At 45.7% G+C, this 21,448-nt stretch carries 23 protein-coding genes; 11 read left to right on the top strand and 12 right to left on the bottom strand.

Annotated elements, in window-relative coordinates:
• The first annotated feature begins 243 nt into the window (after positions 1-243).
• The 3 genes from CS921_RS08285 (at position 244) to CS921_RS15555 (ending at position 2,283) form a co-directional block, all read left to right on the top strand.
• Positions 244-1,239: an NAD(P)/FAD-dependent oxidoreductase gene (locus CS921_RS08285; protein ID WP_099222815.1), complete on the top strand. Its 996-nt coding sequence runs from the start codon at positions 244-246 to the stop codon at positions 1,237-1,239.
• A gap of 61 nt (positions 1,240-1,300) precedes the next feature.
• Complete coding sequence (locus CS921_RS08280) at positions 1,301-1,930, top strand: SDR family oxidoreductase (RefSeq protein WP_099222813.1); 630 nt, start codon at positions 1,301-1,303, stop codon at positions 1,928-1,930.
• A gap of 206 nt (positions 1,931-2,136) precedes the next feature.
• Complete coding sequence (locus CS921_RS15555) at positions 2,137-2,283, top strand: hypothetical protein (protein WP_162921722.1); 147 nt, start codon at positions 2,137-2,139, stop codon at positions 2,281-2,283.
• A 105-nt stretch (positions 2,284-2,388) separates the two neighbouring features.
• On the opposite strand, the gene CS921_RS08275 is transcribed toward CS921_RS15555, so the two are convergent.
• The 3 genes from CS921_RS08275 to CS921_RS08265 form a co-directional block, all read right to left on the bottom strand.
• The gene (locus tag CS921_RS08275) at positions 2,389-2,823 is read right to left on the bottom strand and encodes a universal stress protein (RefSeq protein WP_099222811.1); all 435 of its coding nucleotides are present in this window, start codon (positions 2,821-2,823) and stop codon (positions 2,389-2,391) included.
• A gap of 98 nt (positions 2,824-2,921) precedes the next feature.
• Positions 2,922-3,422: a phosphatidylglycerophosphatase A family protein gene (locus tag CS921_RS08270; RefSeq protein ID WP_099222809.1), complete on the bottom strand. Its 501-nt coding sequence runs from the start codon at positions 3,420-3,422 to the stop codon at positions 2,922-2,924.
• Positions 3,423-3,478: 56 nt separating this feature from the next.
• Entirely contained in the window at positions 3,479-3,715 is a 237-nt protein-coding gene (locus CS921_RS08265; protein ID WP_099222807.1) for a NifU family protein, read from the bottom strand.
• Between the two features lie 386 nt (positions 3,716-4,101).
• Here CS921_RS08265 and CS921_RS08260 point away from each other — a divergent pair, with 386 nt between their 5' ends.
• Together CS921_RS08260 and CS921_RS08255 are read left to right on the top strand one after the other, a co-directional pair.
• Entirely contained in the window at positions 4,102-4,431 is a 330-nt protein-coding gene (locus tag CS921_RS08260) for a YuzD family protein (protein ID WP_099222805.1), read from the top strand.
• A gap of 36 nt (positions 4,432-4,467) precedes the next feature.
• Entirely contained in the window at positions 4,468-4,701 is a 234-nt protein-coding gene (locus CS921_RS08255) for a YuzB family protein (protein ID WP_099222803.1), read from the top strand.
• A gap of 89 nt (positions 4,702-4,790) precedes the next feature.
• Here the strand turns inward: CS921_RS08255 and CS921_RS08250 are convergent, their stop codons facing one another.
• The 5 genes from CS921_RS08250 to CS921_RS08230 all read right to left on the bottom strand — a co-directional run bounded on the left by CS921_RS08250 (position 4,791) and on the right by CS921_RS08230 (position 11,704).
• Entirely contained in the window at positions 4,791-7,577 is a 2,787-nt protein-coding gene (locus CS921_RS08250; protein ID WP_099222801.1) for a MucBP domain-containing protein, read from the bottom strand.
• Between the two features lie 316 nt (positions 7,578-7,893).
• Complete coding sequence (locus tag CS921_RS08245; protein WP_099222799.1) at positions 7,894-9,195, bottom strand: hemolysin family protein; 1,302 nt, start codon at positions 9,193-9,195, stop codon at positions 7,894-7,896.
• Positions 9,196-9,267: 72 nt separating this feature from the next.
• Positions 9,268-10,032, bottom strand: coding sequence for a TIGR01457 family HAD-type hydrolase (locus CS921_RS08240; protein WP_099222797.1), 765 nt, complete (start codon positions 10,030-10,032; stop codon positions 9,268-9,270).
• Complete coding sequence (locus CS921_RS08235; RefSeq protein ID WP_099222795.1) at positions 10,029-10,325, bottom strand: YutD family protein; 297 nt, start codon at positions 10,323-10,325, stop codon at positions 10,029-10,031. Before CS921_RS08235 ends, CS921_RS08240 begins: the two co-directional genes overlap by 4 nt.
• Positions 10,322-11,704: a bifunctional metallophosphatase/5'-nucleotidase gene (locus CS921_RS08230; protein WP_099222794.1), complete on the bottom strand. Its 1,383-nt coding sequence runs from the start codon at positions 11,702-11,704 to the stop codon at positions 10,322-10,324. The genes CS921_RS08235 and CS921_RS08230 overlap by 4 nt, the downstream gene beginning before the upstream one ends.
• 138 nt (positions 11,705-11,842) lie before the next feature.
• On the opposite strand from CS921_RS08230, the gene CS921_RS08225 reads away from it, so the two are divergent.
• The 3 genes from CS921_RS08225 to CS921_RS08215 are packed head-to-tail and all read left to right on the top strand — an operon-like array spanning position 11,843 to position 13,556.
• Complete coding sequence (locus CS921_RS08225) at positions 11,843-12,682, top strand: sulfite exporter TauE/SafE family protein (protein ID WP_099222792.1); 840 nt, start codon at positions 11,843-11,845, stop codon at positions 12,680-12,682.
• A gap of 1 nt (position 12,683) precedes the next feature.
• Positions 12,684-13,058, top strand: a complete 375-nt coding sequence (locus CS921_RS08220; RefSeq protein ID WP_099222790.1) for a DUF1634 domain-containing protein — start codon at positions 12,684-12,686, stop codon at positions 13,056-13,058.
• 36 nt (positions 13,059-13,094) lie between these two features.
• Complete coding sequence (locus CS921_RS08215; RefSeq protein ID WP_099222788.1) at positions 13,095-13,556, top strand: hypothetical protein; 462 nt, start codon at positions 13,095-13,097, stop codon at positions 13,554-13,556.
• A gap of 134 nt (positions 13,557-13,690) precedes the next feature.
• On the opposite strand, the gene CS921_RS08210 is transcribed toward CS921_RS08215, so the two are convergent.
• The 4 genes from CS921_RS08210 to CS921_RS08195 form a co-directional block, all read right to left on the bottom strand.
• Positions 13,691-14,191, bottom strand: coding sequence for an LPXTG cell wall anchor domain-containing protein (locus tag CS921_RS08210; protein ID WP_162921721.1), 501 nt, complete (start codon positions 14,189-14,191; stop codon positions 13,691-13,693).
• A 181-nt stretch (positions 14,192-14,372) separates the two neighbouring features.
• Complete coding sequence (locus CS921_RS08205) at positions 14,373-15,215, bottom strand: DUF72 domain-containing protein (protein ID WP_099222836.1); 843 nt, start codon at positions 15,213-15,215, stop codon at positions 14,373-14,375.
• Positions 15,216-15,416: 201 nt separating this feature from the next.
• Positions 15,417-16,355 carry a ribose-phosphate diphosphokinase gene (locus CS921_RS08200; protein ID WP_099222784.1) on the bottom strand — a complete coding sequence of 313 codons (939 nt, stop codon included), beginning with the start codon at positions 16,353-16,355 and terminating at the stop codon, positions 15,417-15,419.
• 73 nt (positions 16,356-16,428) lie between these two features.
• Entirely contained in the window at positions 16,429-17,313 is an 885-nt protein-coding gene (locus CS921_RS08195) for a LysR family transcriptional regulator (RefSeq protein WP_099222782.1), read from the bottom strand.
• Positions 17,314-17,670: 357 nt separating this feature from the next.
• Between CS921_RS08195 and CS921_RS08190 the strand changes: the two genes are divergently transcribed.
• The 3 genes from CS921_RS08190 to aroE are packed head-to-tail and all read left to right on the top strand — an operon-like array spanning position 17,671 to position 21,407.
• Positions 17,671-18,531 (top strand): sugar phosphate isomerase/epimerase family protein, encoded by an 861-nt coding sequence (locus tag CS921_RS08190; RefSeq protein ID WP_099222780.1) that lies wholly within the window; start codon positions 17,671-17,673, stop codon positions 18,529-18,531.
• A gap of 35 nt (positions 18,532-18,566) precedes the next feature.
• Positions 18,567-20,492, top strand: coding sequence for an oxidoreductase (locus CS921_RS08185; RefSeq protein WP_099222778.1), 1,926 nt, complete (start codon positions 18,567-18,569; stop codon positions 20,490-20,492).
• Positions 20,493-20,537: 45 nt separating this feature from the next.
• On the top strand, positions 20,538-21,407 hold the full coding sequence (gene aroE, locus CS921_RS08180) for a shikimate dehydrogenase (RefSeq protein ID WP_099222776.1): 870 nt from the start codon (positions 20,538-20,540) through the stop codon (positions 21,405-21,407).
• Positions 21,408-21,448 lie beyond the last annotated feature (41 nt).

Raw genomic sequence — 21,448 nt, 5'->3', positions numbered from 1 at the left:
CTGGAAGTCTATGAATCGGTCTAGTTGTTAGCGTTTTCACCATGTAATGAAGTTTAGTAGTAAATACCCGAGTTTGTGAAAACTAAAACGTAACTTCTTCTCTTCTTTGAGTTGAGATTGTTCACAAACGGTAGCTTTCCCATTGAATTACCACAATCCGCAAAACATTCTTTTTGAAATTTTTATGATAGAATGACCTTATTGTAGCAATCAGCTATAGAACACGTATTGGAGGGAAAAGTTTTGGACGAAAAAACCAAAATTTATGATATAACAATTATCGGCGGCGGTCCTGTTGGCTTGTTCGCAGCTTTTTATGCCGGTATGCGCAGTGCAAGCGTGAAAATAATCGAAAGTTTGCCACAATTAGGCGGACAGCTTGCAGCACTCTATCCTGAAAAATACATCTATGATATCCCCGGATTTCCGGCCGTGCGCGCACAGGAGCTTGTCAACCGTCTGATCGAGCAGATGCAGCCGTTTAAACCTGTCACCTGTTTAGAAGAGGCTGTCACAATGGTCGAAAAACAAGCGGACGGTACCTTTGAAATAACCACGTCGAAAGACATTCATTATAGCAAAGCCATCATTATCACAGCAGGGAACGGAGCATTCCAACCGCGGCGCCTTGAGCTACCAGAAGCTGCACAATTTGAAAGCAAGAACCTGCATTATTTTATCAATGATTTGAACCGCTTTAAAGGTCGTCATGTAGCAGTTTGCGGCGGCGGCGATTCTGCTGTTGACTGGGCACTGATGCTGGAACCTGTCGCGGCTTCCGTCTCCATCATCCATCGGCGCAAAGCCTTTCGCGCACATGAGCACAGTGTTGAAAAATTGGAGAATTCTCGTGTAGAGATTTTGACACCCTTCATCCCGACTGGCATTCAAAGTGCAGCTGATCAAATTTCTGCTGTCGAATTGCAAGAAGTAAAAGGCGACGAAACAAAAACACTTGAAATAGATGATTTCATTGTCAATTATGGCTTCGTCTCCTCAATTGGTCCCATTAAAGACTGGGGACTTGATATTGAACGCCATTCGATTGTTGTCAATTCTAAAATGGAGTCCTCCATTCCCGGCATTTATAGTGCAGGTGATATTTGCACGTATGATGGCAAAGTTAAACTGATCGCAACAGGCTTTGGCGAGGCTCCAACAGCGGTCAACAATGCCATGAATTATATCGATCCAAAAGCCCGCATTCAGCCCATGCACTCTACCTCTCTTTTTGCCTGAACGTTTCAAAAAAAAGCCGTCGGGAAAAAGAACACTAGCCAAAGAAACAAGGAGGTATACTATGAACGTCTTAGTAATTGGTGCGAATGGTCAAATTGGACGGCAAATCGTTCAAAAGCTAGCCCTTGAAAAAGGCTACTTCGTCCGAGCGATGATCCGTGATGTCCATCAGACCGAAGCACTTGAAGAGTTAGGCGGAAAACCTGTTATTGCCGATTTGGAAAAAGATTTTCGTTATGCCTATGATGAAGTGGATGCCGTCATCTTTACAGCTGGTTCCGGTGGTCATACCGGCCCTGATAAAACGATCACAGTCGATCAAGAAGGTGCGATCAAAGCGATTCAATTCGCCAAGGAGAAAAATGTTCGACGTTTTGTAATGATCAGCTCGATCCACGCAGGCGAGCCGAATAAAGGCCCGAATTCTTTAGCACATTACCTGACTGCCAAAGGAAACGCAGACAAAGCCCTGATTGAAAGTGGCCTAGACTATACCATCATCCGCCCAGTCACGCTGACAGACGAGCCGGAAGTCGGAAAAATCAGCTCCCCTGAGGCAAGCGGTCACACAACAATCCCTCGCGCCGATGTTGCTGCATTCGCCACTGCAGTTTTACCTTTCAAAGGAAGCTATAAAAAAATTTATGAACTCGCCACTGGTGATCAATCCATTCAACATTTCTTAAACTAATAAAAAGCTAGGAGAACAAGGAAGAAAGCCACTCGGCACTTGCTTTTCCTAGCTTTTTTATGCGCATTTATCTTCGTTAATAATTGCTATGTTTCCACATCATTAATTATGATTATTTACTTTATAACAAAATACACTGTATTTAACACCCTGGGGACAAACTCGATGGCGCGATTATCTGGAAATCAGCGGATGGAACCGAAACATTGCTAATTCCTGGCAGCTCGATGGAAGTTGGGAAACTGGCTTCGACAACTAGCGGTGACAAAGAAACCATCACCCTTTCATTTGGTAAAAATGAAGGTCCGCTGCTTCAATACCATACAAATGCAGTCAAGGCCAATACCTACTAAACCCACTTTAACTGGTCGATTGTAGATGCGCCTTGATTCATCCCCCATAAAAAAGAAGCTTCGTCTGTCAATGAAAAATACAGATGAAGCTTCTTTTTTATTTTATCACCTTGCAACAAGTACATCACAAACCGCATGCTGTACCACATAGGAAGAAATACTGCCTAATAAAACTTTCTCAATCCGGTTAAGCCCTGTTGCTCCACAAACAATCAGATCTGCCCCATAGACAGTAGGTATTTCTTCCGCCAATAGCTTTTTAGGATTTCCTTTTTCAACAAAACTGCCTACTGATTCCACGCCTTTTTCCTTCGCCAGCTCGACATGGTTTTTCACACTCTGCTCTGCTTCAGCTGAAAGTTGATATTCAAAAGCACCACCATCTGGTGAAATTGTCGGGAAAGAACGCGTGTCAATGACTGTAGCCAGCGCCACCTCGGCTCCCATCTCAAGTGCCAACTCTATTCCCCGCTCAAACGCTTTTTCCGCTTCCTCTGAGCCATCCATCGCAATAAGAATATGTCCATATCTTTTGACCATCTTGTAAAACCCCTCTCTGTGAAATTTGTTTCATACTTTTTTATACCATTTCTTCACAAAGTATAAACCTATTCACACAAAAAAGAGCGATTGTTCCTCTACTGCACGATATCCTCATGATAGCTGTGCGCTAATCGGCTGGCGGCAGCTGCGGCAATTGCGCCCACAATGTCATCTAGAAAAGTATGGACATTCTTGCCGTCATGTTCATTCAACTTGGCCAAAATACCAGGCTTCACCTTGTCAATATAGCCATAGTTAGTAAAGCCGATCGAGCCGTATACATTGACAATGGACAGCGCTAGGATCTCATCAACCCCATACAGCCCCTCGTCCTCGAAAATAATATTTTGCAGTGGTTGCACGAGCTCACCCTGTTCCGCCATAACATCCAGCTGAATGCCCGTTAGAATTGCGTTTTGCACTTCACGTTTCCGCAAGACGTGGTCCACATTGTCTCGACAAATTGCAATATCCAAGGTTGGATGATATTTTTTCTGCAAAAAGAGCACCAAATCGGCAATGTCGTCTATGGTTACACCGCGTTCAATCATCCAGCTCCGGGCTTTTTCTTCTAATTTACTTTGTTTTTCTACCATGCTTACACGCTCCTTATTTTAAAAAAAGCGCGACATTATGTCACGCTTCTATCCTTTTAATACACTTGAACAACTTCTTTAAAGCCAGGGATTTTTTCGGCTAGTGTCAATTCAATCCCCATTTTAAGCGTTAAATCAGAGCTCGGACAAGTTTCACAAGCACCGAGCAGGCGAATTTTGACAATCCCGTCCGAACTGACATCGATTAGTTCATAGTCGCCGCCATCACGCAGTAAAAACGGGCGAAATTTTTTTAGAGCCGCTTCGACTTCTTGGTAACTAATATTTCCCATGCGCTACCGAACTCCTTTTATCATTAATATCTTCTATTATAACAGGTTACGCTAAAATAGGAAGCCTGTTGCCTGCATGAAAAAGGCACGTTCCTAAGGCTCAGAAAGGAACGTGCCGACCGCGAGAGATAAATCCGCGATCAAAGTTGACTGGATGCCCAGCCAAAAAAGGGAGTGTTACTGTGACCAACACATTGGCCAGCTTTAACGCTTCAAATAGATAAAGCGTGTAAAGTTGTTTTTCATTATAATATACCGGATAGTGCTTGTCAATCAATTATCGGATTTTATTGATAATTCGCACTTCAAAATATGCGCCTGTTTACACAAACCATTTGATCGCTTTTACTGAAAGATTTATGTACAATAACGGTGAGGTGAGAGGCATGTTAAAAGAAGCAAAGCTGTATGTCTATGGTTCTTCGGTGATTTGTGCAAGTTGTGTAGGCGCCCCGTCCTCCAAGGAAACGGAGGAATGGCTGCGAGCTGCGATTGGAAGAAAATTTGGCGGTCAGCCATTTATTGTTGAATATGTCGATATTTTCGCCCGGGAACAGTTATCAGCAGAAGAAAAAGCAATGGCTGAAAAAATTATTGAGGAAGACTATATGTATCCAGTGATTGTTGTAGATGGCGATATCATAGCGGAAGGTAGTCCGCGTCTGAAGGACATTTATCAGGTGATGACAAGTCGCGGCTATACAGCAACCATGTGAAGTATGCGGCTTCCAAGCATAGAGGAGGCTTTTGTTATGAATCCAATTGTGGAATTTTGTGTGAACAATTTAGCGAGCGGGGCCCAGGAGGTTTACGAGGCGCTTGATAAGGATCCCGGCATCGATGTCATTGAATACGACTGTCTGACTTATTGCGATCTTTGTGCCACGAGCCTGTTTGCGCTTGTGGACGGGGAGGTCATTCGTGCGGAGACTGCCGCTGATCTTTTGGAGAAAATCTACCAATTTATTGAAGAAAATCCGTTTTAAAAAACCTTCCAAGCGACAAGGACCATTCTACCTTAAAGTGTGCGGTGTTAGAATGATCCTCAAAAGCTTGAAAGGTTTTTTACATGTCATTAAGGAGCGTCTTGCAATGCCCAACTGAGCGTGCCATTATAAGTTTCTGAATAGGGCTGTTCACTCGCTATTTCTAATTCCAATCCTTCTTGTTTCTCGTCCCACTTGTCCGAAATGTTGATCGGCTGATGTGTGGCAGATGAACCCGTCATAACTGGAGCAGCCGTAGTCGTGGAAAGCATATATTTTGCCCCATCGTGATAATAGAACAGACAATCATTCAGCTGATCGTGTCGGTCAATTCCCGTTAGCGGCTCTTCCAGTCGAACGGTCAGTGACCAATTATGTCCCGCTGAACGCTGATCTTGAACGATCAACGCCCCATCACTAAGATGGCCAAAATAGCTTTCATTTTTATTCGGAATTGGTTCTCCAGTGTCAGCACCAAAACTGATTTCATCGGGCGCTGAAACAAATGCCAGACTGCCTTCGTTCACAGTGACTGTAATCTCATTAGAATCCACCTGAAAGCTCGTTTGATCCGTTAGCGCTCCTGAAACTGCAGCTTTTTCAGTGATTGTAGTACCCGATGCTGTATTAGGATCGACAGTTGCATCAAAAGATACTTTTAATGCTTGATTGCGCGGTACATTTTGGTTCGTTAGAGTCGCCTGGATTTTTGCCTGCTGGCTGTCAAACTGACCAGTTCCTATCGTTTGACCCGTGCTATCTGTGAATTGAATGTTCGTAATGTTTGTAAGGTGCTGATCTATTTCATTGAATGAAAAGGTCGCTGTCTGATAATAGTTACTATTTTCTTGGCTAAATGGTGGCGTGAGTGTTAATTGATAATGGATCGTTTCACCTGGCTGTACGGTGACAGCTGTTGTCCCATCCGTTTTCGTTGCAGTTAGGCTGGCAATATACGGGTTCTCCCTATATACATAGGTGACAGTTATAGGCGCTTCTGTAAAGTTACCCTTCGTATTCCCTTCCACATGGTTGAATGTATAGCCATCAATCGCCAACTGCTCTGTTTGATAAGCCTCTCCAGGTTTGCCATTATAAACAACGGATTCATGTAGTTCTTTTCCATCTATGTCTACATAACGTGCTTTTACTGTGGAATTTGCTTCCTTCAGCACTGCTGTTGCCAGGTTGGACTGGTTTCCATCAGGATCAATCGCGTAGACTTCAATGGTGTGCTCCTTTCCGATTTCCGGCTCTCCTGAGATGATTTGCGAGCTAGGGATTTCATAGGTAAAGGCGGTTTCTGTTGTATTTTTTGGCGCATCATTTGAAAATAATACGGGCGTTCCACCATCTACTTTATAATAAAGATCCATTGTTGAACTATCCGTATCTCTCCATGTACCACTGATTTTAAAATCATCTCCATAATACGGAATCGTCTCGCCTGTATTCTGATCGAGCGAGACCTTAGGCACAAAGTTATCTTCAATACTGACCACATAATCATAAGTCATCGTTTCACCCGGATTAAGTGTCTGCGGCTGAGACTTGAAATAGATCGCCGAATCACTGGCAGTAAAGGCGTTTGCACCTGCTTCACCATGATTGATTTCTTGACCAGGTTCGTCATAGTGATTGCCGGCTGGGAAAGCTTTTTCAAAAGGGTTGGAAGAATACATATCAAAGTTGCTTCCTACCCAATTGGGAAAGCAATACTGCTGATTAAAATAATAATTCAAGCGATATTTTCCACTTTCAATATATAGGCCTTGATCGTCCCCCATATAATGAATGGTAACATCATCATCACCATTCAGTTTTGTATCATCAATATTCAGCATTGAAAAATCTGCTATTGCAGAAGTATCATTATTCGTTAAGGATTCCGTCACTAAAACTGTGCCATCTGAACGTCCATACATTTCCATCGAAAATGTAGCACTATGTTGATAAAGTGTGATATCCACTGTTAATTTTTCTGCTTGGATTCCATTTGCTTGTTCTTTTGTATAATAGTGAGGATTCTTAGCTCTTAAAGCTAAACTGAACAATTCATGTGAATCATTCTTTCCATTTGAGAAAGCAATTCGACTTGAGAGTAGTTCACCACTCATCTCATATAGGGAATTTATCTCCTTCCCATTGTCAATAAAATAAACATTCGGTATATAGTTCACCGCTAACATATCGTTTGTCGTCGATTTTGACACATTTTCCCCCATCAGCTCACTTCCACCGAACTGAAAACGCAAACTGGTCGAGTCGTTTAAAGGAATCGAGCTGTACCCAAAAGTCGTCTGCTCTGTCCAGCCTTCCGTTTTCACATTGTTCACTGATTGGTCATCACTGTTTTGGACTGCATCATTTTCTTGCACTTCTTCATCTTTTTGAATTTCATCATTCGCCGTTCCAGCTTGCTCCGTGTTCTCCCCATCAGTTAATGGATCAGCATTCTCCACGGAGTCCCCCTGTGTTTCAGCCACGTGAATGTCTGCTTGCGCCTGTGCATCAGTTGTATAGGCTGAAACAGAAAAGTCCCCTGCTTCTTTTGCTTGTAGCTGTAACACAATTTGTTTCGTTTCAGATGAATCATTTGGCCAGGTAACAGATACATGCTGTCCATCCTCTGTTACAACTGCATGCTCATCATCCACACCTATAAAGCTGATTTGTTCGGGAAAATCCATTTCTACAGAACCAGTTGAATGATGTGTTGTCACCTTTAATGAAAAGGTCTTCTCTTTTGAAACCGGCGCTGTTGCATCCACTTCCAGCTCAACTGATGAAGTCGTCTCAGCTAGGATTGGTTGCAAACAAGCAAATGCCAGTAAGATAACAATCATAGAAGTGACTATTTTTTTTAGTTGCCCCACTCTTAATCTCCTCCGTCTCTTATCTGTTAATCACACACTTGTCTATAATACGCCATTATATACATTGATAAATGTTGAGATAGGAGTAATCTTCTCAAATAATAAGAAGGATTTATGAACTTTTAGTACGAAATCATTAGAATTATAACATCGGGAGGTTTCAACATGATGAATGGAAACGCAAAAGAAGCTAAACTCAAGTTTTAAAGCCACTTTTCAAAATGACTTTTACTTGGGTTTAGCTTCTCTTTCTATTTTTATTTCGAGCTCTTTTCAAATTTGTCGTTTTATTTAAAATGACTTATTTATAGGCTTGCTAGGCTTTAGACTGTTTGTTTATTTTTCGGACTTCAACTTGTCGTATTGAATTTTTATTCATGGAACGCACGATGAAGCGGTATCCTCCTTCTTTCAAGACAAAGCCTGTATCCAGATCGAATTTTTGCAGAAGCAGATAGCCTGATAGGGTATGAACATCCGGGCTTTCCAGCTCAATGCCGAGAACTTCTTCTACACTTACGAGCGGCTCACTTCCGGCCATCATATAGTGATCCTTGGCTACTTTGCGGATGCCACGCGGCTGACTGGCTTCTTCCATGTCGCCTACAATCACTTCCATAATATCCTCTAGAGTCACAATACCCGAAGTCCCGCCATACTCGTCCGTCAGTACAACAAATGACTCCCCTTCCTGCTGCATTTTCACCAGTAATTCCTGCAAAACCATCCCCTCAAAAACTTCCAAAACCGGTGTCATGAATTTTTTAATCGAATGGTGAAGGATTTCCGGATTTTCCCCCAATCCAGCCATCACCTTGCTGACCTGTAAAACACCGATGATCTGATCCTTATCTTCATTTTCTGTCACGGGAAAAATATGATAGGTATGCCGTGATGTCAGCTGAAGCAGTTCCTGAACGGTTGCCGTCTGGTCGATCGCAATCATCTGCGTGCGCGGAATCATCACTTCCTGAGCCGGCACATCGTCGAGCTTGAAAATATTGCTCATATAGCGGAATTCCTGCGGGTTGAGTAGCCCCTGCCGGTAGCTGTCCTCAAAAATAATCTTGAGCTCAGTCGGGGTCATTTGATCGGGATCTTGCCCATTTTTCACGCCGAACAGTCGTGTGATCAGATTGGCGGAATGATTGAGCAGCCAATTGAGCGGAAAAGTCACCCGATACCAATAGACAAGCGGTTGTGCCACAAACAGCGCCACTTTTTCCGTGCTTTGGATCGTGAGTGTCTTAGGTGCCAGTTCGCCCAGCACAACATTCAAAAAGGTAATCAAAATAAATGAAACGAAAATCGAGATGGGGCCTTCCACAGCAGCCGGAAGCGGTAAAATCGTAAACAACGGCTCCAGCCAGCCGCGCATTGTCTCTTCGCCGACCCACCCCATTGCCAGTGCCGCCAGTGTATTGCCAAGTTGACAAGCTGCCAGATAATCATTCATGTTCGCCGTTACCTGGGCCACATACTTGGCGCGCTTCTTCCCGCTTGCAACTAGACTTGCGACAGTCGGTTTGCGAATCGCCACAATGGCAAATTCAGATGCCACAAAAAATGCGGTGGCAACAATCAAAAAAATGACAAAGAAATCATTAAAAACGGCCATAATCTGTTCCTCCTATAAGCTCCATATACCCTTTTTCACGTAAAAAAATGTACGAGGAGGCGTCCCCGCACATCAAATCAGCCAATCATCCAGCGTATTGATCGAATGAGTGGGCTGTATTTTTTTCGTTTGAAGCGCTTCTTTGGAAGTAAAACCTGTGTGCACGATTACCGTATCAATGCCAAAATTGATGCCTGCCAAGATGTCGGTTTCATAATTATCGCCCACCATGATGACAGCCTCTTTTCGAGCACCCAGTTTGGCAATCGCTTGTTCCATAATAATCGCTTCCGGCTTTCCAATGAAAGTGGGTTCTGTCTCCGTCGCCACAGCCAGAAGAGCCGTAAGTGAGCCGTTGCCAGGCAAGAGACCTGCTTCGGTCGGAATCGCCGCATCGGCATTTGTCGAAATAAACGTTGCGCCCGAACGGATCGCCAGACTCGCCACAGCCAGCTTCTCATACGTCAGCTCCCGGTCGAGTCCTACAACCACAAACGCTGGATTTTCCGTCTGCCGATGGAAGCCGCTTTCGTCCAGCGCCTCGATCAGGCCTGCTTCTCCGATGGCGTAGACACTGCGTTCGGCACTTTTGGACAGCATGTAAAGAGCCGTCGCCTGCGAAGAAGTAAACACGCGGTCGGCGGTTGTCTCAATGCCCATTCCGACAAGTTTCGCCGCTACTTTTTCCGGTGTCGTCGTCGAATTATTGGTCACAAATAAATAGGGAATCTTTTTTTCATTTAAACGGTGGATGAAACTGATCGCTTCCGGGATGACCGCATTTCCGCGATACATGGTGCCGTCAAGGTCGATCAGATAGGCTTGGTAGTCTTTCACGATTTCTTCTGCTCCTTGCTTTTCTTCACTTTTTTCAGTACAAAATAGGCGCAACCAAAATTGCAGTATTCATACAAATATTCGCGCATGGTACTGATTTTATTATCGTAGCTGGCTTTGCGGCTGTTGTCCTCAAAAAATCCTTTGAGCCGGAGCTGATCATAACCCCAGTCGCCGACAATATAATCATAGCGCCCCAAAATATCACTGTAGCGCTCATTTAATTTTTCTTCATCATAACAATCCCGATAGTTCTCGACAAGCTCATATTCATGGCCTCCGATTGTAATCATGCGTTCTCCTCCTCACTCTGATAACGTTTCTTCAATTTCCAAGTCAATATATCACGGAGTAATTCCGGTGTGTAGACATCCTTTTGCTTCACTTGCTTGATAATTGGGAAAAACGGCGCAAACACAAAGGTATCATGTGTCGCGATCCGGTAAGTCCGCCGCAAGTCAATCGGCATATTATCCCAAAGAGCCACTTCTTTTTCACGATCATAGCTTCCTCGTTTAAGTAGAATGGCGCCAAAATACTCGCCGCGAAACCCAAAGCCCCGCAGTGGAATGTCTTGCAGTTCGACCTTTTTACGGTCGATCTCCTCAATCAGGATGCCAAGTTCCCGCCCTGACATCGAAAGTACGATCAGATTGAGTGGATGCGGCAACAGTTGATGAATATCAAAAGCCGTCACATTGCCCGGCCCTAAATCCGTCATGTAGATCCCGGCATTCGTTAGAAAACCGTCTGCATGTGTCCACTCACAAGCCGCTTCATAAAATAGGTCGGCAATTTGTGAGTCGCCAAACCAATTATGCGACAATTTCGCTGGAAGTGCAACGACTTTTTCCGCCAAGGCCTCCTTTCCTTTTTCAAAGAAAGCATCGATCTGTGCCTGCTCATCCGCGGGTGCCGGTAAGCTTTCTGTGGGGAAAGTCGTCGCCTGACTGGTTTCAAGCTGGCCATCGTCCGAAAAAGTCAGCTCGACCTTGCCGACATACTCGCCCCATCTGCCACATGCCGCAAGCAGCGTCTTGTTGACCCGTTTGCCGTCTTCCAAAAGGTGGTGCGTATGACCGCCTAGGATCACGTCGATTTGCGGGATTTCAGCTGCGATCCGCTCGTCTGTTGGCAGTCCCAGATGGGAAAGCAGCACGACGGCCGAAAGATCATCTGGAAGAGCCGCTACTTCCCGTTTGATGGCCGAAAGTGGCTCTTCAATGCCCCATCCCAGCGCCTCATAATATTCACTAAACGGCGCAGTGGCCCCGATAACAGCTATTTTCAAGCCGGATTTTTCAAAATAAACAACTGGGAGCGCCCAATCTGGATGCTTCGTTCGTGCCTGATCGGCATACACATTGCAGCAAACAACCGGAAAAGCCGCATGCTCATAAAGGCGGGCCAATTTGTCGTGCGCAAGTGTCGTCCCTTCGTTGTTCCCGATCGTGACCGCATCAAACGGCAATTGGTTCAGCAGGTCGACATTCGCCAGACCATTTGTCCCTTCTGTCAGCGGATGCACACGATCCAGATAGTCACCAATATCAAAAAAGAGGGCATTTTCTTCCGCTTCGATTCTCTTTTTACGCAAAAAGGAAAAAATACGCGGCCAATGTTCCAAATGACTGTGCACATCATTCGTGTGCCAAATCGTGAACCGTTTCATCTCTCCATCCCCTTCCTCCTCTTATTGTAGCCTACTTTCATTATTTTGACACGCCCCGGCAATTTTTTCATGAGAATCTCGCATTTTTAATTTGTTTGTCGTATGATAGGAAATGAGAGATTTTGAGGATGTGAGAAAATGGATATTTCACAAACGATCGAAATTTTACTGATCGCTGTTGCAGCGGGAATCATCGGCTCAATGCTTGGACTTGGTGGCGGTATTATCGTCACGCCAGCACTGACCCTGCTGTTCGATATTCCAATCCAGTATGCGATTGGCGCCAGTATCATTTCGGTCATTGCAACCAGTAGCGGTTCAGCGATTGCTTATATCAAGGACCGCATTACCAATTTGCGTGTCGGCATGTTTTTAGAAATTGCCACAACGATCGGAGCTGTTACAGGGGCATTTATCGGCGGTCTGCTTTCTGAAACGGCCCTTTATATGATTTTCGGTTTACTGCTTTTATATTCTGCTTTCAATATGATCAAAAAAGCCGGTACAGAAATCCCGACTAATGTTAAACCTGACCCGATCGCCACAAAACTGAACCTCCACGATCACTATTATGACAAGGCGCTTCGTAAAGAGGTTGACTACAAAGTGGCCAATGTCCCAGCAGGCTTTGGCGTGATGTACGGCGCCGGCGTGGCAAGCGGTCTACTCGGCATTGGCAGCGGCGCCTTCAAAGTGATGGCACTCGACGTATTCATGAAAATGCCGCTAAAAGTTTCCAGTGCAACCAGCAATCTCATGATGGGCGTCACGGCAGCAGCCAGCGCAACGGTCTATCTTTTCAAAGGCGACATTCAGCCAACGATCGCAGCACCCGTCGCAATTGGCGTTCTAATCGGTGCCACACTTGGAACCAGAATCATGCAGCGACTCAAAAGCAGAATCATCCGGCTGATTTTCATCCCCGTACTCATCTATGTCGCCCTGCAAATGATTCTACAAGGATTGGGGTGGATATAGGATGGCAGAAAAACACGATACCAAAGAAGAAGAAATGTACAAAGTCGAGGCGGTCGTTGGCGGCCTGCTCCGCATTGGCGTCATCTTAAGCGCGGCCATCATTATCATCGGACTGGCCCTGTTTATCTTTACTGGTGATAGCGGCTATCCCGGCGACACCTATCCAACCACCATCCGCGCGATTTTCAGCGGACTAGCGGCCCTCAAGCCATTTGCAATCATCATGTTCGGACTGCTCTGCCTGATTTTAACCCCCGTACTGCGGGTCGTCGTATCACTGTTCACCTTTTTGAAGGAAAAGGATTATCTGTATGTCGCAATTACCGCGATTGTGCTGGTAATTTTGGCGATTAGTTTTCTACTCGGAAGAGAATAATACGTTCCATTAGAATACCCGAAAAGGAGTTACAAAATGGCATTAATCATTGAAGGCGTCCCCTTTGAGCTCGATACAACCACTCGAAACACGGCGATTTTTATCTTTGAAAATTTAGAAGGCCAGCTAGAATATGCACTTGATTGCTCGTTTAAGGCCCATACTTTCCATGGTGATCATCTTGCGCCTTCTTTATGCATCAACCCGATCAAAACGACGCTCTCCCACAAAGAGGCACTGACAGGAGCGCGTTTTAGTATAGCGAATATCAATGAATCCCAGCAGCGCGAAGATACCTTTTATTTTTACGAACACGAGCCTTTGGAAAATTATACCCTCACCATTCTTAAAATTGACCAAGACATTGCCCATATAAAGTGCTCTGGAACCGCAATTATTGACGGATTTACAAAGCCTTATACAACAGGTAAATTCGACATAGACTGCCTGGTTCCCGTTATTACTAAAGCTTCAGACTGGCAAAAATGGGGGCTGTGATTATGCGGGTGATCTTAACGATTATCTTACCACTGGGAATTTCTTACATATAAAAACACAGGCGAGAAACTTTTCTACTTGTTTCCTGCCTGTGTTTTTTAGTGGCTAAAAGTGAGCTTGCCAGTCTCTGTTAGTTATTTCTTACGCATACTTAAAATTTCTAGACCCGCTAGCACGAAAAGCATTCCCGCGAGGTCTTGCGGCCAATCACCTTGATCACCTGTTTTCGGTAATGTTTGAGCGGGTGCCTTTACTGGTTGTGGTACCTCTGGTGCAACTGGCTCAGCCGTTACAGTTGGCGTTTCTGTGATAAACAGTTCTTCTTTTGGAACGGGTGCTTGCACTGTCACTTGGATTGTTTTTTCCACATAGTTGCCATCTGCATTTTTTACCGCATACGTCACGTGATAAATACCGGGTGCCTGCGGATTTACATCTGATTGCTTCACTATTACTTGCTTCGTCAAATCACCGTCTTCTTTATCAGAAGCTGTGACATTTTCCAGTGAATTAAAATTAGCGCCTTGTTGAATCGTTTGATCTTTAGCCTCAATCGTTGGCGCATTCGTGACAATTACCGTCCGTTCAAAAGTCGCTTGATTATTTTGCCGATCCTCTACCGTATAATTTAGCACATAATCGCCCACTAGCCATATTCAGCACCTCCTGCCTAAAGAATAGTCATTTATATGCATGATGCAATGAGACACTTAAAAAAATCTCCCCTTCCATATATGAAAAGAGAGATGAAAAATGCGTTATTAATAAGCAGATCATCACGATTTTTCCTTGAGATGATCGGGCCGCTCCTTGTGTTCACTCCGAAAACAAATCCATCTGCATCGGGGCCAGACCTGTATATTCGATTGCTAGTTCTTCCTGCAAATGTTTGGCGTTATCAGCCGCATCACCGCCGCTGTTATTGTTGAAAATAACGACAACTTCCTTGGTTTCCTTTTGTAAATGCGTCAAATACTTAGCCCATTCCTTGATTTCCTCGGCATTGTATCGGTAAAGCGTGCGGACTTCCCGCCATTCTGGGCTATTCGCCTTCATCCAGCCATATTGATTGCGTCCATGCATGCGCACGAGGGTCAGTTCAGGATCTGTGGCCCGCAAAACGATTGGCACACTTCTCACACCCACTTGCGGCTCGTCCACAATGGTATGAATAAAGCCTAACTCCTGCAAAAGAGCCAACGTTTTCTCCTGATGCGCCTCACTGAACCAGCTAGCATTACGAAATTCAATCGCAACCGGCAAGCTGCCCATCTGCTTTTGGATATGCCGTAAGTAGCTGACATTTTCCTGATTGCACTGGAAATAAGGCGGAAATTGGAAAAGGATGGCCTTTAGTTTGCCGCTTTCGCTGATCGGCGCGATTGCCTCCATGTATTTTTGATACATCTCATTTTCACTGTCAAAATACTGGTTCCATTCCTTGTGACGCGTCATCGCCTGAAACGCTTTCACAACAAAACGAAAAGCATCAGGCGTGCCGGCTGCCCAGTTGGCTGTTGTGCGCGGGGACGGAATCGCATAAAAACTCGTATCCACTTCTACTAAGGGAAAATGTGCGGCATAATCTGCCAGTTTATGTTTTGCATCTAATTGCAGGCTGTCATGGTCGCTCCAACCTGTAAGACCAATTGTAATCATCTTCTCGCTTCCTTTCGTAGCCGTTTCGTTCACTTTTTCAACAGAATGCTCTGATATCGTGTAGCTCGTCCATGTTGGCAGAATCATTTCCTGCTTTCTCTTCTATTATAACGAATCTACGCTTATTTTTTAAACAATTCGGCTGATCAAAAAAAGAGCGAGCCGCCTGCCTGAATAGCCAAACGTCTCGCTCTTCAAATATTAAAACAATGGGTGCAAGCTGCGATTTTCCTGTACGCCGGAAATGGCTCTTGCAAGCGCCGGCCCAATCGTAATGACTTCCATCTTGTCGATTTTTTTCGCCCCAACAACATCAATCGAGTCGGTCACAAAAATTTTCGAAATCGGAGAAGCCGCCAGTCGCTCTGCTGCATCGCCTGCCAAAACGGCATGTGTCGCACAGGTGACAACTTCTCTGGCACCCGCTTCGAGTAGTTTTTCAGCGGAAGTGGTCGCCCGGTAGCCTGTATCAATGATGTCATCCACCACGATCGCAAGCTTGCCTTCCACCTCGCCAATGATACTCGTAATCTCGCGCTCATTCGGCCGCGGTTTGCGGTTCAAAATCGCAATTGGCGCGTGTAGCTTGTCCGCCACTCTTCTAGCCCGAACAACGCCACTATGATCTGGCGCTACGATGACCAGATTCTCTTCATTGCCATACTCCTCAATCAGTCTGGCAGAAAGTAGCGGCAGTGCTGACAAGTGGTCGATTGGGATATTGAAAAAGCCTTGGATTTGTGCCGCATGCAGGTCGACGGAAATCAGACGGGTCGCACCGGCTCGCTGAATCAGATTGGCCAGCAGTTTCGCTGTGATTGGTTCACGGCTCCGTGCTTTCCGGTCCTGGCGGGAATAGCCATAGTAAGGCATAATCACAGTGATTGTATGTGCCGAAGCGCGTTTTAAAGCGTCAATCATAATGAGAAGCTCCATCAGGCGTTCATTGACATTGCTGTTCATTGACTGGATCACATAGCAGTTCGTCCCCCGAATGCTTTCTTCCACATTGATTTTCACTTCACCGTCGCTGAATTTTTGCAGTTCCACCTCGCAAAGCGGTACGCCCAGATTTTCCGCAATCTTAAGCGCTAATGGACGTTCATTTGTAACAGAAAAAAGCTTCATTTCGTTCGCCATGATTTTCTCCTTCCACAACATAAGAATACATACCTATTATATAGAACCGCGTGTTCGTTCGCAAATGGTATTTCTAGCCCAACATATCATGCTCCTTGGCAAAAGTAATGAAATCACTGGAAGCAGGTGTCAGATAGTTTTTCTTTAAATAGGCCAGATAAAATTTTCGTTCCCAATTTGGACTGCCCAGCTTGAGCACTTTGACATTTAAAAAGCGCAAAATCGGCATGTAGGGCACAACGGCGATTCCAAAGCCCTTCGATACCAAGCCGGCAATCACCTGATCGACTTCCACTTCATAAACCGCCTGATAGTCTGCGCCGATTTTTTGGAAAAGGCTGTCGATCAAAGGTCTAAGTCCGCTTGTTTTAGCAAAAACGATCTGCGGATAGGGAATCGTATCGATCAAATCCACTTCTTCTTTTGCAGCGAGCGGATGGTCCGGCGGCACAATCACAACGAGATCCTGACGGGCAAACGGTACGAATTCAATCGTCTGCTCCTGCTCCTGTTTGGAACAAAAAGCCATATCATATTTCTTTTCTTTTAGCCCCTGAATGATTTCTGTCGTGACGCCGGTATGAAAATGAAATTGGATATCCTTGCCCGGACTCGCCTCAAGAAATTTGCGCGTGATGTCCGGAACCAAATTCGTCCCGAGGGTTTCCAGAAAAGCCAAATCGATCCGTCCCTCTCCCTGGCCTTCCCTCTGCACTTTCTCAACGCCTTCATCAAACAGCTGCATCGCCTGCTCCACATAGTCCAAAAAGATCTTGCCCGTCTTGGTGAGAACCACATTTCGACCTTCTTTTTCAAACAACTGCACGCCAAGCTCTTGCTCAAGAGATGAAATCGCGTAACTGAGGCTCGGCTGTGTAATCATTAAATCTTCTGATGCTTTTGTGTAATGTTCGATATGTGCCAATCGAATAAAATACTGTAAATGATGCAGATTCATTTTTCCCGCCTTCTCTCTCGATTCAAATAATCGTACAGATTATAACACAGACCTATATAATTTTTCTATAGATTATGTCGAAAATATCAATTTGTTTTTAACTTAGTCGCATAATACAATTAAGTTGTAATCAAATTAAAAAGTACTATGTGAAAAAAACTGAATATCTATCAAATTTGCCTATCTTTTTTTAGAATGACTTGTGACGTTTCTCACATAAAGATGTGGCAAGCAAGTATGGTCCCGGCCAGACGATACTTTTTTCTTAACAAACGTTTGTGAAAAAAATCGCAATGTTTAAAGAGATTCACGCATCACAACCAAGGGAAATTCATTTTCAAGAGAGGAGAAAATGCAATGACAGATGTACAGAATCAACCTACAAAATGCCCACTAACAATCAGCTCTTATACACTTGGAACAGAGGTATCCTTTCCGGAACGCGTACGAATTGCCGCTGAAAGAGGTTTTGACGGTATAGGTCTGCGTGCGGAGAACTACTGGGATGCCCTTAGTGACGGTCTGACTGATGAGGATATGCTGCGAATTCTAGATGCACATGATATCAAAGTAACAGAAGTGGAATATATCACCCAATGGGGACGTGCAGAAGACCGCACAGAAGCACAGCAGGACAAAGAACGGACGGTTTTCCATATGGCGAAACTTTTCGACGTGAAGCATGTCAACTGCGGATTGCTTGAAATCATCCCAGAAGATGAAATCGTGGTGGCTCTACGCGAACTTTGCGAACGTGCCGGCGATATCATTATCGGGCTTGAATTCATGCCGTACAGCGGTGTGCCAGATCTTGCCACTGCTTGGCGTGTGTGTGAAGCTTCCGGCTGCTGGAATGCCCAACTGATCTGTGATACTTGGCACTGGGCGCGCGCGGAACAAACAGCCGCTGATATCGCTCCTGTTCCAGCTGAACGAATCGTCTCCATCCAACTGTGCGATGTTCGTGAAGCACCTTATATCAAATTGCGCGACGAATCTCTGCATGATCGCTTGGCTCCAGGTGAAGGCTATGGCGATACAGTGGGCTTTGCTAAAATTTTACGTGACCACGGTGTCAAACCTTGCGTGATGGGCGTGGAAGTCATTTCCGATGCATTCGTAGCAACTGGCTTGGAATATGCGGCTAATAAAGTCTACACAGCAACCAAGAAAGTGCTGGACGAAGCTTGGCCAGAGCTTTCCCCTAAACGTGACTAACTGATGAACTATTTTTTGAAAGGGAAGTGTTATTTTTGAAATTCAACTCGATGTTTACGCCGATCCAAATTGGACCGATGACTGTGCCGAACCGCTTTGTCGTTTCGCCAATGTGCAACAACTATGCGAATACAGACGGAACACTTAGCGACCGGACACTTGCTTACTACCGAGAACGGGCACTGGGCGGATTCGGACTTATTACACTTGAGGCAACGGTGGTTGACGAGCGGGCAAAAGGCGGTGCGAACAAATCCTGTCTTTTCAGCGATCATCAAATTGCTGCCATGAAACGCGTGATTGACGAATGTCATGCAAATGGTGCCAAGATTTCCGTTCAGCTTCAGCATGCTGGGCCGGAAGGAAATGCCAAGGTGGCCGGTCATGCGCTTCGGGCCGCTTCCTCCATTTCTTCTGCTGAGGGTCGAGATGTGCCGATCGAGATTTCCCGTGAAGAAATTTATGAACTGGTCGGCCTATACGGCGATGCAGCTTTACGTGCGAAAAAAGCCGGAGCCGATGCGGTCGAAATCCACTGTGCACACGGCTACCTAATCAGCAGCTTCCTGTCGCCACGTACCAACAAACGGGTCGACGAATTTGGCGGCTGCTTTGAAAACCGGGTACGCATTATTCGACTAATCATCGAGGACATCCGCGAAAAAGTGGGCCACTCGATCGCGATTCTTTGCCGGATCAACAGTACGGACGGCGTGGACGGCGGTCTTAGCGTGCATGACAGTGCAGCAATTGCGGCTTACTTGGAAGATGCCGGTGTTGACGGACTGCACGTTTCAAGAAGCGTTCACATTCGCGATGAATACATGTGGGCACCGACCGTTCTACATGGTGGTTTCAATGCCGACCTCGTAACGGAAATCAAAAAGGCTGTCTCGATTCCAGTCATCATGGTGGGCCGCTTTACGGAACCTCATTTTGCAGAACTGATGGTTCGTGAAGGCCGGGCCGATCTGATCGCTTTCGGACGGCAAAGTCTGGCTGACCCTGCAACGCCGAATAAAGCAGCGGCTGGCAAGCTCGACGAGATGCTACCATGTATTGCTTGTCTGCAAGGCTGTGTGGCGAATATGTATGCCGGTAAACCGATCACTTGTCTGGTCAATCCGCTGCTTGGACGTGAAAGCGAGATGTACAAACCAACTGGCGCCTCCAAAAAGGTACTGGTTGTTGGCGGCGGTGTGGGCGGTCTTTATGCAGCATGGCTGGCGGCATCACGCGGTCACGCGGTTACTGTTTTTGAAAAAAACGACACGCTCGGTGGCCAAATGCGGCTGGCAGCGTATCCTCCCGGCAAGGGCGATCTCACCAATATGGTGCGCAGCTACATTCAAAAATGTGAGCAGTATGGTGTTACAATCCACATGAATACGGAAGTCACCACTGATTTGATCAAGCAGGAAAATCCGGATGTCGCCATCTTGGCAACCGGTGCAACACCACTTGTTCTGCCGATTCCGGGCATCCATGAATCCGGTCTTTTGCATGCGGTCGATATTTTAGACGGCAAATCACATGCGGGCAAAAATGTACTGGTTGTCGGCGGCGGCATGGTCGGCAGTGAAACGGCGGCCTTCCTAGGCGAGGCTGGACATAAAGTCACTGTCGTCGAGCTTCGTGATGAAGTCGGTGCAGACGTTCGCAGTGAACATCGTAAATTCTTGATGAAAGACTTTGATGAATATGATATTCATACCATCACTGGCGCAAAAGTTGCCTCATTCTTTGAAGGCGGCGTCAGCTATACACAGGCAGATGGAACGGAAGCACGTGTAGACGGCTTTGATTCAGTCGTACTGGCAATGGGTTCCCGTGCCTACAATCCGCTTGAAGAAGAAGTGAAACAAATCGTTCCTGATACATTCGTAATCGGCGATGCTGTCCGCGCTAGACGGGCACTTGATGCAACAACCGACGCACTGAATGTTGTGATGGCGATTTAATCCGAGGCGGGGAGCGTTTTCCCCGCTTTAAAGGAGTTTTTTCGTATGGAAAATCGAATTTCCGGTACAACACGGCTACTTGGTCTGATCGGGTCTCCAGTGGATCATTCCAAGTCGCCTGTCATGTACAATTATAGTTTTCAAAAAGCCGGCGTTGACTATGCCTATCTTGCTTTTGATATTCAAATCGATCAGGTGCCCGAAGCGATTGCGGCACTCAAAACGCTCAACATGCGTGGCGCCAATGTGACAATGCCTTGTAAAGCAGCTGTTATTGAGCATCTCGACGCACTCTCTCCTGCCGCTCGTCTGGTTGGCGCTGTTAATACGATCATTCATGAGAACGGTCGACTGACGGGGCATATGACGGACGGAGCGGGTTATGTGAACGATTTGCTCGACCATGGTATTTCGGTTGCTGGCAAAAAAATCACCATCATCGGAGCCGGTGGAGCCGCTACAGCCATCCAAGTTCAATGTGCGCTTGACGGGGCTCGGGCTATTTCCATCTTCAACCAAAAAGATGCTTTCTTTAAACGAGCTGAAAAAACGGCCGAAGCGATTCGCGCTGAAATGCCGGACTGTCAGGTACAGCTTTTTGATTTAGAAGACCATGATGCGCTGAAAAATGAAATTACGTCCAGTGACATTTTGGCCAATGCAACGCTTGTTGGTATGCATCCGCATGAAGAGCTGTCACCTGTTCCTGATCCAAGCGTCTTCCATGAAGGCTTGACGGTAACGGATGTCATCTATACGCCGGAAAAAACACGCCTGCTGCGCGAGGCTGAAATGCATGGCGCGCGTACAATCGGCGGTCTTGGCATGCTGCTCCACCAGGGGGCTGCTGCTTACAAACTTTACACAGGCCTTGATATGCCGATTGAAGAAGTAAAAACCAAATTTTTCAAATGAATGCAACAACGTAGTTTCCAAAAAGGGAAACGAGAGGAGAA

The organism is Listeria costaricensis, from assembly GCF_900183385.1.
Lineage (GTDB): Bacteria > Bacillota > Bacilli > Lactobacillales > Listeriaceae > Listeria > Listeria costaricensis.
Note: the sequence above shows the minus strand (reverse complement) of the source record. Positions and strands in the feature narration are given on the sequence as shown.